Origin of the sequence: Shewanella frigidimarina, from assembly GCF_003797125.1 — a bacterium.
GTDB classification, from domain to species: domain Bacteria; phylum Pseudomonadota; class Gammaproteobacteria; order Enterobacterales; family Shewanellaceae; genus Shewanella; species Shewanella frigidimarina.
In genome coordinates this window covers 535758-549512 of the sequence record NZ_RKKE01000002.1, presented here as the reverse complement: position 1 = coordinate 549512, position 13755 = coordinate 535758, and the positions used below count along the sequence as shown (strand labels likewise).

Genomic DNA, 13755 nt, shown 5'->3' with positions numbered 1-13755 from the left:
GTTCAATTCACTATCAGTCTGCAAAGTTAACTATTGGTCTGTAAAGCTAACATCTAACCGTTTTTGTTGTTGTGGAGATAGACTAAAATATTGTGAAATCAACTGCCTGATAAGTTTTGATTTTGCTATTCCTCCCTGCTGACTTAATAATGTAAGCTGGCTTATTGCCGTTTCACTTAAGGTATAGGTACAACGTCTATAAGGTTGCTGTTTACTTTTATTGACCGATTTTATTGGCTTTACATGCTGTGGATATTTACGCTGTAAAAAATCGATTATATTGTTTTGCTTATCTGCATCGCTTGTCATTAACGTTTGCTTTTCCTCATGTTGAGGACGATCTTGACCTGCAGCGTATAAATCGGCCGCTGCAATAAAGTCATCAATTGATACTGCAATGTTATTGGTGCTTTTACATAACGAAGCGTTTTTCTTGAGATCGGCTAGTCCCATAATTTCCTCTCATCGTGGTCACGTTCGATGCAGTATTGCGCTGTTCAATAAGTTGCTTTGCATCAGTAATATCGAGTAATTCACAGGCAATACTGCGCATTTCATCAGCCGCTTTACCTTGGGGTTCTAACTCAAATACAGATAAGCCTGATTCTTCACTGTCGTCGTAAATATTACGACAGTAGTTAACGGCATCTAATACATTAATGTCATAAGTACGACAGACATCTTTTGCTTCAGTAATTCTGCTTGCCTGGTTAGGTAAACTTGGGCATTGAGTGATCACAAATGATGCTTTCATTTTCGGGTTTATCATTAAACAAGTGGAAACGATATCGTCCATATGGCTGACGGTTTTTAAATCTCTGCGTTTTGGGCGCAATGGCATTAACACATAGGATGCCACTGACATGGTTGCTCTAAGCGCTAGATTATCTTGGCCACCACAATCGACAACAACATAATCATAATGCTGCTCTAAGCTGAGTAAATCATTACGGATTTTTCCATACAGCTGCACGCAGTTTATGGCTGGTAATTTGGGGTTGTTGTTCCGAGCTTGGATCCAGTCTGACGTGGTTCTTTGCGGATCGCAGTCGACCATAATCACGCTAGCTTGAACTTCATTGGTCAGGAAGACTGCAATATTTTGCGCAAGGCAGCTTTTACCACTACCCCCTTTTTCACCACCAACTAATATGATCATGGACGTTACCCTCTCAATATAACTATCTTACACCGTTAAATGTAATTGATATCACACTGTAATAATGGATATAGATTTAGTCAATTAGCTGATTTTTGACAGTTTTTTATTAATGTCTTCGAGGCGGTTATTTGACTGTTTTGAACATTAAGGCAGAAAATTGACAACAGAAGTTAGCATCCGTCAATGTTAGTGAAAGATTACATTTAATAATGACTTGCAGCTGTTATGTGCAAAGAACATTGTTGTTTTAGGGATTGTTTTCAATAGAGATAAAACTGAATACATGTTCTATATGCATTAAATGGCTATAAGCCAACTTCTATATAGCTAATTGGTATAGTAAAGGATGCCGCAAAATGAGTTGTTTTAAGCTTAAATCTGATTCAATCGGTTATTTTACGCAAACCAGTGGTCTGATTATTGTCCTAAATAGTCAGTTGCAATCGCGTTCGAACTGGGTATTTTGTGGATTTAAAAATAAACAGTAATTAATTCAGCCTGAGTTACTCTGAATGGGTTGATTAATCAGTAGTTAACCTCTGATTAGTTAACCTCTGATTAATTAAATTCGCATCAATTAACGCAGTACCAACTCATTATGCATTCCACTTAGCTGTACTTTTTGACGCCCTGTTATGTCAAACGTGCGTATTATCAGTTCATTTTTCGAATCCTAAAGCGGTTTTGAAAAAGGCTTTGAACTGATAAAATAGCTAATCAAATTGGTATTACATTAACCTAATAAAGACACAAAGGCGTGGAGCCATAAATGATGAATGAGCAGCAATTGTTAGAAGCGATTAATCAAACCATGCCATTTGGTAAATATGCTGGTCGTAAATTACTGCAGTTACCTGAACCTTATTTAGTTTGGTTTCACTCTAAAGGTTTTCCTGAAGGCAAACTTGGTGAGCAATTAGCATTAATGTATGAAGTGAAGCTCAATGGATTGGAAGAAATGCTACAACCTCTGTTAAAGCGGTGAAGCTAGGTAGTAAGCTATGAAGCTGGTAACAAGCGGTGACAAGCGATAACGAAATCCGCCCTAGTATCTAGTCTATTAACCGTTTTTTCATGTAAAAGCCGGTAAACGTTTGGCCACATTTTTGTTGGTAGCTTGTCTGTTGCAAAACAAACCCCATAGCTTCAAACAACGGTTTAGATAAGTATGATGCATCAACACTGAGGTAAGGATATTGTTGCTGAAGAGCCCAATGTTGTAAGTGTTTATAGAGTGCGCTGGCGATGCCTTGCTGCTGATAGTCGGGGTGAACGTATAAGCAGTCAATATAACCTTGGTGCTTAAAATGAGTTTCTAGACTAATGAAGCCGATGACCTGTTGGTTATCAAGTGCTAACCAGGCTTTATTTCGTTTGTATCGTAGTTGCCAAAATTTAGTAGAGCGCGGTGCTGATGACCATGCGTTGAGTTTTATGCTTGGGTATCTTGGATGAATAATACCTTGTACCGCAGTATGGTATAACTCACTTATTTGAGTTGCATATGATGCAGAAAAATCAACGATTTGATGAGGTTGATTTATTGAGTTTTTCATAAAAAAGACCAATCGATAAGATTGGTCAATTATGTAAGCTTTTTACGATAAAACGTACTATTTTTTATTAATATTGCCAACAAACATGATTTTATCAAATGTTCTGTTTAGGCTTGAGCTTTTAAAGTCGCTCATCCACATTTGTTCAGACACTTCTACTTTATCGCCTTTAGTCACTTCAGTTTGCGGACCCGCAGCCCAATATGTTTTATCAGCTTCTTTAAGTTGAACATAGGTATAACCGCCGCCATTCATGGTGTCGAGTACTTCACCTTGATGCAAAGCACCTTGCGCCCATACAGAAGAAACACCCATAGCCAAAGTGGCAGCGGCAGCAAATGCAATTAATTTAGCTTTCATGTATGTATTCCTATTTTGCCCAAAAAATGATAGTTAATGAGGATATTAATTCAACGTTTGTATCATTTAACCATTTCTACTCATTCTGGTCTGTGATCTACCGCGAATTATTGTCTTCTATCAGCTGTTAGGTATTCTCTGTTGGGTATTGTCATCTAGATACATGAAGCCATCGTTTAGTCGCGGTGGCTAATATAATGTACATTTGCAAATAGTTGTCCCGTAATGAGATGTCCATGCTGGCTAACAAAATCGATAAAAGCTTCAGGGAGTGTTTGATTGCTCATCGGTTGCTGCCAGTGAGCATGCAATAGTGCATCATATCCTTCCTTACCCGCAGCGGTATAAGCACTTGATACACCAATATACAATTTATTGGATTCAAGAGTTTGCCATTGATCCTGCTTGTAGATATCAATCTGGGTGATCCGCTGGCCTTTAATTCGCTTACCATCATAGAAGTAGCGCAATCCATAAGGATAGGGGAAACTGCCCGCTCCGGTACCAACAATGCCATTATTGGTCGCGCTATTGATGGACGATTCTAATGCTTCAATAATGTGTTTACCCATAATTTGATACAGCGTTAGGGGTAATTCGAATGGCAGAATGCGGCCAACAACATCAGCAAGTGATAACTGACCTTTATTGAGCGATTGCCTCACCCCCCCAGCATTATGCAGTGCAAAATCGATATTTGGCTCAATGTATTTAGCCGCTTTATACATGCTACGACTCACCCAAGGGGCTATTTCGCTGCCATGAGGGAGCTGTTTGCTGGGTAACCTAGTGTGAACAAAGTTTCGAGGTATATGAGCCAGTATTTGGTTTTCTAGCGCATCTAATGATGGGCGGTATTGGCTATGAATGACCTGATGAATAGCATCATCATGCTGAGCGTCTTTAATACTTGGATGGGTGAACAACTGCTCGATTAAATCAGCTGCAATAGCGCTATCGGCAGGCTGTCCGTCTTTGGTGCTGACTTGAATATTGTCATCAAGCATAAAATAATTATTACCGATAAGCTCGGTTACTTTGCCATTTGAATCAAAATTGATTTGGGCAAGACCCAGTGTTTCTGCATATTTTCCGGCATGCAAAATAGGCGTTGAGTTTATCGTTTCGGCGTAAGGAATATCGCTTAAGCCAATGTTACTCATACTACCTTGAAGTGTATGAGAATGTCCGCCGACAATTAGGCTTATGCCGTCGACACTGGCAGCAAGTTCTTGGTCTTGGTCTAAACCTAGGTGGCTTAGTACAATAATATGGTTAATACCTTGTTGTTTCAGTTTTTGAACTGTTTTACGGGTGGTGTCGATAGCATTAACAAAATGAGTATCGGGGTCCGGCCTAGCTATTAAATACATTTGGTCTAAGGTAATACCAATAATAGCCATCTGGGTATCGTGAAATGGCTTTATCAGTACTTTTGCTGTTCTGGTGCTGTCATCAAAGTCGTACAACATTGGGTGGCCGTATAATCGACCTGTTTTATGTCTATCTTCTGCGCTTAAATCCATATTGCCGGCTAATACCGGAAAATCGATACGGTTCAAAAAGGCTTGTACAGGGCTGTTACCTGCATCGATTTCGTGATTACCCAATACCATAGCATCAGGTTTGAGTAAGTTAAGGAGGTGTGCATTAGCCGCACCTTGAAACTCCCTGAAATATAAAGTGCCCTGAAAGCTATCGCCGCCATGTAAAAATAGAAATGGAGTTAGTTCGGCCGCGGCTTGCTGCCTTGCCTGTTCTATTTGGTAACCTAAACGCGCATAGCCACCTGAATGGCCCTCAAGTGTATAAGTGTGTTGCTGGGCTGTCAGGCTAAATTGGACTGGACTAGGTTCGAAGTTAGAATGAGTGTCATTAATATGAGCTATAGATAAACGATAAATATGTGACATTTTTTCCCTCAATTTAATGTCGCTATCTTATACTAATTTAGGTAAACATGTTATCGCTGCGCGTTTTTGTGATCTTTATATTGCAGCTCAAATTACGAAAGTGATGGTACAAATTAGCTGAATATAGCCAATACAGTTTGTATTAAAAAATGCGATAAAAAGAGTGTTAACAATTGATTTTTTTGATTATGTATTCGTATACAAGTGGCTTAATTAACCAAGTTAATTATCATCGTATATAACCAAACCTTTATTCTTGATACGTCGTTGCCACAGCTTACGTGCCAGAGCTTGCATATTGGGAGCTAAATCCTTTGAATCAACGATTTCTAAACCAATTAAGGTTTCGATGATGTCTTCAATTGTCACTATCCCTTCACTTGAGCCATATTCATCAACCACTAATGCCATTTTAGCATTACGTTTTATCATTAATTGAAACAGTGGCAATACTCTTACTGAGGAGGGGGCAGCAAGTAGCGTTTTTAAATGAGTACCAATTTCGGTATCTGGTGTTTGGCGAGACTGAAGAATAATGTCATTACGATTAACATAACCAATCACATTGTCTCGGTCACCTTGGTAAATCGGAAAACGAGTAAACGGACTCGACAAATATTGGTCGGTAAATTGCGCATGAGTGATGTGAGTCGATAATTTAAATATCACAGTGCGGGGGGTCATTATGTCGCTGACGTGCATGTCTTTCATCGATAACATTTGGGTTAAAATCTGTGATTCTTGCTCACTTAGCTCACCACTGTCTTTACCCATTTTACTCATTGCGCTGAGTTCTTGACGAATGTATTGACCGTTATTACCTTTGCCTAAGAGATTGGTAACCTTTTGAGACATCCAAATTAAAGGCATAGTTATTTTTTCCATCCAGAATAAGCAAACCGATACCGATGGCGCCAATTTACGCCAATGATTAGCCCCTAATGTTTTAGGAATGATTTCTGAGAGGAACAAAATTAAAAAAGTCAGAACCGCAGAGAATACTCCGAGCATATGACTACCAAACACAATAGCCGCCTGTGCGCCTGCAACAGAAGCCCCCATGGTATGTGAGATGGTATTTAGCGTTAGGATAGACACTAAAGGAGAGTCAATATTTTGCTTTTGCTTATCGAGTTGCGCAGCAATAAAGGGGTTAGTTTCTTTCAGGGTTGCGATATAACTTGGAGTAACAGATAAGAGAACGGCTTCAAAAATACTACACAAAAAGGAAATCAAAATAGCAAAAGAAACAATCAATAAAAGGGTTAACATAGTGTGGGTAAAAACTTCCTCGTAGAAGGCCATATAGCCTACAGTAATACTAACATATCACTAGATGCAGATATACTGGCTAAAACGTGATGCTAACTGTATAATTCGCCGCCCTGTTACAGGTTTTGGTGTTTTGAGGTTAGGCGAATGAGTGTAAAGAAAATCAATTTATTAGATCTTGATCGTAAAGGACTACGGGCGTTGTTCAGTGAAATGGGCGAAAAACCGTTTCGTGCCGATCAGTTAATGAAGTGGGTTTATCACTTTGGTGTTACTGACTTTGAAGAAATGAACAACATAAACAAAGTGTTGCGTACCAAGCTTGCAGCTAAGTGTGAAATTGTTGCGCCTGAAATTGCGAGTTTTCAAAAGTCGAATGATGGCACTATTAAATTTGCTATCAATGTTGGCCAAGGCCAAGAAGTTGAAACCGTATACATTCCTGAAGAAGACCGTGCGACCTTGTGTGTGTCATCACAAGTCGGCTGTGCTTTAGAATGTACTTTCTGCTCAACGGGCCAACAAGGTTTTAATCGTAACTTAACTGTATCTGAAATTATTGGCCAAGTTTGGCGTGTATCGCAATTTTTAGGTTTCCACAAAGATACTGGCGATCGACCAATTTCTAACGTAGTGATGATGGGTATGGGTGAGCCTTTGCTTAACCTTGCTAACGTGATCCCTGCGATGGATATTATGCTAGATGATTTTGGTTTTAGTTTATCTAAACGTCGAGTGACGTTATCAACTTCTGGTGTAGTACCTGCACTTGATAAATTAGGTGACGCCATTGACGTCGCATTAGCGGTAAGTATTCATGCACCTAATGATGAACTGCGCGATGTGTTGGTTCCAGTTAATAAAAAATATCCATTACAAGAATTTTTAGCGGGCATTCGTCGCTATTTAGAAAAGTCTAATGCAAATCGCGGCCGCGTGACGGTTGAATATGTCATGCTTGATCATATTAATGACAGCACAGACCAAGCGCATGAACTCGCGATACTAATGAAAGATACTCCATGTAAGATTAACTTAATCCCGTTTAACCCGTATCCTGGTTCTCCTTACGGTCGTTCATCTAACTCACGCATAGATCGTTTTTCTAAAGTGTTGATGGAACATGGCCTAACGGTGATTGTTCGTAAAACCCGTGGTGATGATATTGATGCTGCTTGTGGCCAATTAGCCGGTGATATTCGTGATAGAACAAAGCGTTTAGCAAAAAAACAAATGCAACAGAATCAGATTTCAGTCACAATGGAATAACTCGTTGTTTGCATAGATAATAGGCTTATAAATGAAGCACGGAATGCAAAAGGTTGGTCTAATTACATTAGTGGCTTTATCTGTCACTGCTTGTGTGACTGAGCGCACTTACAGCGGTACTGATACCCCTGTAGCAGAGCGTCGGTTTGATAAGCAGGGGGCCGCTAGAGAACGAATGCAACTTGGGTTAACTTATCTAAATCGTGGTAATAGCGAACAAGCCAAGTATAATTTAAATAAAGCTGTTGAATATGCGCCGAATATCAGTGAAGTTCATATGGCAATGGCTTATTATTATCAAACTGTTGGTGATATAGAGCGAACAGAAGAGTCATATAAAAAAGCCATTAGCTTGAGTGATGTTACTGGTGATGCACGGAATAATTTTGGGGTGTTTTTATGTCAGCAAAATAATTTTGCTGAGTCTGAGAAAATGTTTCTTGCGGCGATTGAAACACCTAAATATACCCGTACCGCATCGAGTTATGAAAACTTAGGCGTATGCAGCCGTAAAGCCGGTGATAAAGAAAAAGCGCGACAGTATTTTAATATGGCGTTAAAGTATGATCAAAGACGTAAAGTAACGTTATTAGAGTTAACCGAGTTAGCCATGGAAGATGCTGACTACGGCAATGCGCGCGAACAACTCGCAAGATACCATCGAGTTGCTAGCGAATCAGCAGAAAGTTTAGCCTTAGGGATTAAGATTGAGCGGGCGGCAAATGATATAGAGGCCGTAAAACGATTTGGCATTTTACTCATTGCGAAGTTTCCTGCATCTCCACAAGCCAAAAATTATAGAGCTAACTTGAATTAATGACTAAAGAATTCGAAGTAGAACAAGACGCAGAAAAAGCGCCATTGTTAAAGGATGTTGTTACTGCTGGCGCCATTTTAAAAGCGGCTCGCGAAGCAAAGGGACTTTCACTTGAGACCGTAGCAACCCAATTGCATTTACGTCCCAAGATTATCAATGATCTTGAAAACGACATATTTGTTAATATTGCCTCTACCACATACGTTAGAGGTTATATTAAAAATTATGCCCGTGTTGTGAATGCCGATATTAACCAAATTCAACAATGTTTAAGCCATCAGTTGCCTGAAATTGTTGCGCCTGCAATGCAAAGTTTTTCACGTAAGACGACTCATCAAGCTCGTAATAGTCGTCTTAATTTAGTGACCTACCTTATTGTTGCTGTATTGATTGCCATGTTAGTGCTGTGGTGGGTACAAAAATCATCGTTACTAACCAATATTGATTTATCACAGCCTACTGTTGAAGAAATTGCAGCTGAAAGCAATATGCCTGAACCGCAACAGATCATTAGAAGTGGCTCTGTACAATCCAGTGGTAATGGTTTAGATAACGAAGGCAATGTTAGTGCAACAGATGTGGCTAATCAGGCAGCAATAGAAGCCGAGGACAAACTGATTCAAACGGCCCAAGATGCAGCGACTGCTTCACAGTCATTACCTGCTAGCAGTGTTGTTGAAAGTACTAATATTGTATCTTCATCAACAGCAGAAACTAGTTTAGCAGGTGCCGAGAGCGTGTTAACCATTGAGCTCACCGGTGACTGCTGGGTTAACGTAACCGATGCTAATGGCAAAGTGATGGTTGATGGCGTGAAAAATGCGGCACAACGAATTGAAGTTCGCGGAATAAAACCTTTTAAAGTGATTTTGGGTGCGCCTCAAGTAGCCAGCATCAGCCTCGATGGCAATAACGTCAGTTTAGCTGAGTTTGCCAACGGTCGAGTTGCAAGATTAACCCTGCCTAAAGCGTCATAATGCTTTAGCAACAGCAGTAGAGCATATTTGCATGTATAACGAATCCCCAATTATTCGCAGACCATCTACCCGAATTTATGTAGGCAATGTGCCTATTGGTGATGGTGCGCCGATTGCTGTCCAATCGATGACGAATACTAAAACTACCGATGTTGCCGCCACCGTAGCTCAAATTCGAGCATTAGAAAAAGTGGGCGCTGATATTGTACGTGTTTCAGTGCCGACCATGGATGATGCTGAAGCGTTTAAAATTATCAAACAGTCTGTCAATGTGCCATTAGTGGCCGATATTCATTTCGATTATCGTATCGCGCTTAAAGTCGCTGAATACGGTGCAGATTGCCTGCGTATTAACCCAGGTAATATTGGTAATGAAGAACGCATTCGTAGTGTGGTTGAGTGCGCGCGCGATAAAAACATTCCCATCCGTATCGGAGTGAATGGTGGCTCGCTTGAAAAAGACTTAATGGACAAATATCGTGAACCAACGCCTGAAGCATTATTTGAATCAGCGATGCGTCATGTGGATATTTTGGACCGTTTGAACTTTGATCAATTTAAAGTCAGCGTTAAAGCGTCAGATGTTTTCCTTGCTGTCGCATCATACCGTCTGCTGGCTAAACAAATTCGTCAACCGTTACATCTTGGTATTACCGAAGCCGGCGGCATGCGTGCAGGTTCAGTTAAATCAGCTGTCGGTTTAGGCATGTTATTAGCTGAAGGCATTGGTGATACTTTACGTATTTCGTTAGCGGCTGATCCGGTTGAAGAAATTAAAGTTGGTTTTGATATTTTAAAGTCGCTACGTATTCGTAGCCGTGGCATTAACTTTATTGCTTGTCCTTCTTGTTCGCGCCAAGAGTTTGATGTGATTAGTACCGTCAATGAACTTGAACGTCGTCTTGAAGACATTACCACTGCAATGGATGTGTCAATTATTGGTTGCGTAGTCAATGGTCCAGGCGAAGCGTTAGTGTCTGATATTGGCTTGACTGGCGGCCATGCTAAGAGCGGTTATTATGATGACGGAGTGCGTCAAAAAGAGCGCTTTGATAACAATAAAATCATCGATGGTTTAGAAGCCAAGATCCGTGCTAAAGCGAGCATGATGGCCAACCGCATCGCTATCACCGACAAAACTGAATAATCATTAATCCTGTGCATGGCAATCTAAGTATTGTCGATGTTGAGGGTATATTTACATTTTATTAGCGCAAGCTAATTCAAGAATTGGACACGTTAACAGTGGCAAAGCAAATCCAAGCAATTCGCGGAATGAACGATATTCTGCCTACGCAAAGTCCTTTATGGCAAAAAGTCGAAGCAGTATTGCGTTCATCAGTTAGTGCATTTGGTTATAGCGAAATTCGCACTCCCATCGTAGAAAGTACTGATCTTTTCAAGCGCTCTATTGGTGAAGTGACCGATATTGTTGAAAAGGAAATGTACACTTTTGAAGACCGTAACAGTGACAGTTTAACCTTACGCCCAGAAGGTACGGCTTCAACCGTTCGTGCTGGTAACGAACATGGTCTGCTGTATAACCAAGAACAACGTTTATGGTATATGGGTCCCATGTTTCGTCATGAGCGTCCGCAAAAAGGTCGTTACCGTCAATTCCACCAGTTTGGTGTTGAAGTGTATGGTATTGGCAGCGCCGACATTGATGCTGAAGTATTAATGTTATCTGCCCGTTTATGGGATTTACTCGGCATTAAAGAACACGTTGCACTAGAGCTTAATACGCTCGGCGACCCCACAGAGCGCGCTGCTTACCGTGATGCCTTAATCGCATTTCTAGAGCAGCACAAAGATAAGTTGGATGAAGATAGTCAACGTCGCATGTATTCAAATCCATTGCGAGTGTTAGACAGTAAAGATCCGCAAGTGCAAGCCATTTTAGGCGATGCACCAGCATTGATGGATTACCTTGGTGAAGACTCTAAGACACATTTTTCAACTTTGTGTGAACTCTTAGACGCTGTTGGCATCCAATACACCATCAATCCGCGTTTAGTCCGTGGTTTAGATTATTATAACCGCACTGTATTTGAATGGGTTACCACTAGTTTGGGCTCTCAAGGTACAGTATTAGCAGGTGGACGCTACGATGGTTTAGTCGGCCAACTTGGTGGTAAAGACACACCTGCGGTTGGCTTTGCTATGGGACTTGAGCGTATTGTGCTTTTGCTTGAAACGCTTGAGTTAACAAGTGATATTGCCCCTGAAGTGGACGTTTATGTCACTGCAATGGGTGAAAATTGTGTCGTTGAAGCCATTAAAGTAGCTCAAGAGTTGCGTCAACAGTTGCCAACGCTTAAAGTCATGAGCCATTGCGGTGGTGGTAACTTTAAAAAGCAAATGAAACGCGCTGATAAAAGCGGTGCCCAATTTGCGTTGATTATTGGTGAAAACGAAATAGCCAACAATCAAGTTGCCATTAAGCCGTTAAGAACAAACAATGAACAACAATTGGTTACGCGTAGTGAACTCGTAGCTAAAATTGCAGAACTGATTTAAGAACAGATTTTAAAGGGGAAGTGCAAGTGGAAATTTATAGCACAGAAGAACAACAAGTAGATGCTATCAAGCAGTTCTGGAAAGATTATGGTACCTCGATTGTCGTTGGTGCCGTAGTAGGCCTTGGTGGTCTATATGGTTGGAATACTTATTCTGACATGAAAGTGACTGCGGCTGAAGAAGCTTCAGAGTCATTCCAGTCCATCGTGACACAGTCGGCTAATCCTGCTGCGTTATTGGTTCAGGCTGAAAACTTTACATCAGAACATGATCAGCAAGGTTATCAAGCGCTACTAGAATTAATGGTTGCAAAATCAGCTGTTGAAGCGGGTGATTTAGCCAAAGCAGAAGCATCATTTACTAAAGTGATTGCTGCGCAACCTGGTTCTGGTTTAGGCATGGTAGCGATGATCCGTTTAGCGCGTATCCAAGCTGAGCAAAACAATTTAGGTATGGCGTTAGCGACGTTAGAACAAGTGACTGATAAAGCATTTGCTTCACAACGTGAAGAATTAAAAGGCGACTTTTTAGTGCGTCAAGGTGATTTGGATAAAGCCAAATCAGCTTATCAAGCAGCAGTGGATAATGGTGGTGCGTTAGCCAGTCCAGCGTTGACCATGAAATTAGACAATCTAAACAAGGCATAAGGAATTTAGCCGATGAAGTCGTGGTGTAAAAATCTACTTGCCGTTGGGTTAAGTGTTGCTCTTATGTCTGCTTGTTCTTCAAGTGATGTTGAAGAAGAGCCTGTGAGTGAATTAGTTGATATACAAGCAACCGTTTTTCCTGAGGTCACTTGGGATACCAGTGTCGGTGACGGTGTAGGCGATTATTACTCGCAACTTCGTCCTACCGTTCGTTACGGCAAGGTGTTTGTCGCCGATCGCAGCGGTATTGTGGTTGCTTTTGATGAAACAACCGGTGATGAGCTTTGGAAGCAAGACTTCAATGACGTCTTTGAAGAGAAGCTTGAAACTAAAACCAAGGGGCTTCGTTTAGCAGCAGGTGTTACAGCTGCACGTAATAAAGTCTTTGTTGGTGGCGAAACGGGTTTATTGGTTGCGCTTGACGAAGCAACCGGTGACGTTGTGTGGTCTGCGCAAGCAAATGGCGAGTTATTATCGGCGCCGACAGTGGCAGAAGATGTTGTTGCGGTAAATACCAGTAAAGGCGCATTTGAAGCATTTAATATCGATAACGGTAAAAAGTTATGGACCTATGAAATGCAACTGCCAAACCTGACTTTACGTGGTACTGGTTCTGCAGCATATGAAGCGGGCGGTTTCTTTTTAGGTACAGCAGACGGTAAGGTGGCTGTTGTCGTTAAAAGTAATGGTCAGGCTGCTTGGGAACAACCCGTCTTTAGTCCAACCGGCGCAAATGAGTTCACCCGGATGGCTGATATTGATATGACGCCATTAGTACTGGGCGAAAATCTGTATGTTGCTAGTTACAATGGTAACTTAGTGTCTATGGAACTTCGTAGTGGTCGTGTTGTTTGGTCGCGTAAATATTCAAGCTTTAATGATTTAGCTGCTGCAGGTATTAGTCTGTATTTGGTCGATGATCATAGCCGAATTTACTCAGTCGATCGCCGTAATGGTTTAGAGTTATGGAGCACTTCAGTCCTTAAAAACCGTGAGTTAACAGCACCAGCAGTAATTGATAACTATATTGTTGTCGGCGACTTTGAAGGTTACTTACATTTTATTGACCGTAATAGCGGTGATATAGTTGGCCGAGTTCAAGTTGATAGTAATGGATTATATGCCCAACCTTTAGTTGTGGGTGACAAAATCTATGTTCAAGGTCGTAGTGGCAAAGTCGCTATTGTTATGTTGAACAAAGAAGAACAAATAAATGTAGAGGAAGATACTGAAACTAATGCGGAATAAGTCATAGCACTATT

Annotated in this window: 14 protein-coding genes; 8 read left to right on the top strand and 6 right to left on the bottom strand. The window is 40.9% G+C overall.

Annotated features, from left to right (window positions below; translation table 11 throughout):
- Positions 1-30 precede the first annotated feature (30 nt).
- Together EGC86_RS07350 and EGC86_RS07345 are read right to left on the bottom strand one after the other, a co-directional pair.
- Entirely contained in the window at positions 31-453 is a 423-nt protein-coding gene (locus EGC86_RS07350; protein WP_123777107.1) for a hypothetical protein, read from the bottom strand.
- Positions 413-1159, bottom strand: a complete 747-nt coding sequence (locus tag EGC86_RS07345) for an AAA family ATPase (RefSeq protein WP_123777106.1) — start codon at positions 1157-1159, stop codon at positions 413-415. The genes EGC86_RS07350 and EGC86_RS07345 overlap by 41 nt, the downstream gene beginning before the upstream one ends.
- Before the next feature lie 775 nt (positions 1160-1934).
- On the opposite strand from EGC86_RS07345, the gene EGC86_RS07340 reads away from it, so the two are divergent.
- Positions 1935-2147 (top strand): DUF3820 family protein, encoded by a 213-nt coding sequence (locus EGC86_RS07340; protein WP_041413444.1) that lies wholly within the window; start codon positions 1935-1937, stop codon positions 2145-2147.
- Between the two features lie 67 nt (positions 2148-2214).
- On the opposite strand, the gene EGC86_RS07335 is transcribed toward EGC86_RS07340, so the two are convergent.
- From EGC86_RS07335 to EGC86_RS07320, 4 genes are all read right to left on the bottom strand, one after another.
- Complete coding sequence (locus tag EGC86_RS07335; RefSeq protein ID WP_102037236.1) at positions 2215-2718, bottom strand: GNAT family N-acetyltransferase; 504 nt, start codon at positions 2716-2718, stop codon at positions 2215-2217.
- A gap of 57 nt (positions 2719-2775) precedes the next feature.
- The gene (locus EGC86_RS07330; RefSeq protein WP_011636584.1) at positions 2776-3078 is read right to left on the bottom strand and encodes a hypothetical protein; all 303 of its coding nucleotides are present in this window, start codon (positions 3076-3078) and stop codon (positions 2776-2778) included.
- A gap of 176 nt (positions 3079-3254) precedes the next feature.
- Positions 3255-4991 (bottom strand): bifunctional metallophosphatase/5'-nucleotidase, encoded by a 1737-nt coding sequence (locus EGC86_RS07325; RefSeq protein WP_123777105.1) that lies wholly within the window; start codon positions 4989-4991, stop codon positions 3255-3257.
- 222 nt (positions 4992-5213) lie between these two features.
- A complete protein-coding gene (locus tag EGC86_RS07320; RefSeq protein ID WP_165872389.1) occupies positions 5214-6263 on the bottom strand; it encodes a CNNM domain-containing protein in 1050 nt (349 codons plus the stop codon).
- A 147-nt stretch (positions 6264-6410) separates the two neighbouring features.
- Here EGC86_RS07320 and rlmN point away from each other — a divergent pair, with 147 nt between their 5' ends.
- The 7 genes from rlmN (at position 6411) to bamB (ending at position 13741) form a co-directional block, all read left to right on the top strand.
- Complete coding sequence (rlmN, locus tag EGC86_RS07315; RefSeq protein ID WP_011636587.1) at positions 6411-7532, top strand: dual-specificity RNA methyltransferase RlmN; 1122 nt, start codon at positions 6411-6413, stop codon at positions 7530-7532.
- 31 nt (positions 7533-7563) lie between these two features.
- On the top strand, positions 7564-8349 hold the full coding sequence (gene pilW / locus EGC86_RS07310; protein ID WP_011636588.1) for a type IV pilus biogenesis/stability protein PilW: 786 nt from the start codon (positions 7564-7566) through the stop codon (positions 8347-8349).
- On the top strand, positions 8349-9326 hold the full coding sequence (locus tag EGC86_RS07305) for a RodZ domain-containing protein (RefSeq protein WP_123777103.1): 978 nt from the start codon (positions 8349-8351) through the stop codon (positions 9324-9326). The genes pilW and EGC86_RS07305 overlap by 1 nt, the downstream gene beginning before the upstream one ends.
- Positions 9327-9357: 31 nt before the next feature.
- A complete protein-coding gene (ispG, locus tag EGC86_RS07300) occupies positions 9358-10473 on the top strand; it encodes a flavodoxin-dependent (E)-4-hydroxy-3-methylbut-2-enyl-diphosphate synthase (protein ID WP_011636590.1) in 1116 nt (371 codons plus the stop codon).
- 98 nt (positions 10474-10571) lie between these two features.
- Entirely contained in the window at positions 10572-11846 is a 1275-nt protein-coding gene (hisS, locus tag EGC86_RS07295) for a histidine--tRNA ligase (protein WP_123777102.1), read from the top strand.
- Positions 11847-11872: 26 nt separating this feature from the next.
- Positions 11873-12493, top strand: a complete 621-nt coding sequence (locus EGC86_RS07290) for a tetratricopeptide repeat protein (protein ID WP_011636592.1) — start codon at positions 11873-11875, stop codon at positions 12491-12493.
- A 12-nt stretch (positions 12494-12505) separates the two neighbouring features.
- Positions 12506-13741, top strand: coding sequence for an outer membrane protein assembly factor BamB (bamB, locus tag EGC86_RS07285; protein WP_123777101.1), 1236 nt, complete (start codon positions 12506-12508; stop codon positions 13739-13741).
- Positions 13742-13755 lie beyond the last annotated feature (14 nt).

Bases quoted from the DNA above. Each gene is read 5' to 3' on its own strand.
- EGC86_RS07350 (WP_123777107.1), bottom strand. From the start codon at position 453: ATGGGACTAGCCGATCTCAAGAAAAACGCTTCGTTATGTAAAAGCACC.
- EGC86_RS07345 (WP_123777106.1), bottom strand. From the start codon at position 1,159: ATGATCATATTAGTTGGTGGTGAAAAAGGGGGTAGTGGTAAAAGCTGC.
- EGC86_RS07340 (WP_041413444.1), top strand. From the start codon at position 1,935: ATGAATGAGCAGCAATTGTTAGAAGCGATTAATCAAACCATGCCATTT.
- EGC86_RS07335 (WP_102037236.1), bottom strand. From the start codon at position 2,718: ATGAAAAACTCAATAAATCAACCTCATCAAATCGTTGATTTTTCTGCA.
- EGC86_RS07330 (WP_011636584.1), bottom strand. From the start codon at position 3,078: ATGAAAGCTAAATTAATTGCATTTGCTGCCGCTGCCACTTTGGCTATG.
- EGC86_RS07325 (WP_123777105.1), bottom strand. From the start codon at position 4,991: ATGTCACATATTTATCGTTTATCTATAGCTCATATTAATGACACTCAT.
- EGC86_RS07320 (WP_165872389.1), bottom strand. From the start codon at position 6,263: ATGTTAACCCTTTTATTGATTGTTTCTTTTGCTATTTTGATTTCCTTT.
- rlmN (WP_011636587.1), top strand. From the start codon at position 6,411: ATGAGTGTAAAGAAAATCAATTTATTAGATCTTGATCGTAAAGGACTA.
- pilW (WP_011636588.1), top strand. From the start codon at position 7,564: ATGAAGCACGGAATGCAAAAGGTTGGTCTAATTACATTAGTGGCTTTA.
- EGC86_RS07305 (WP_123777103.1), top strand. From the start codon at position 8,349: ATGACTAAAGAATTCGAAGTAGAACAAGACGCAGAAAAAGCGCCATTG.
- ispG (WP_011636590.1), top strand. From the start codon at position 9,358: ATGTATAACGAATCCCCAATTATTCGCAGACCATCTACCCGAATTTAT.
- bamB (WP_123777101.1), top strand. From the start codon at position 12,506: ATGAAGTCGTGGTGTAAAAATCTACTTGCCGTTGGGTTAAGTGTTGCT.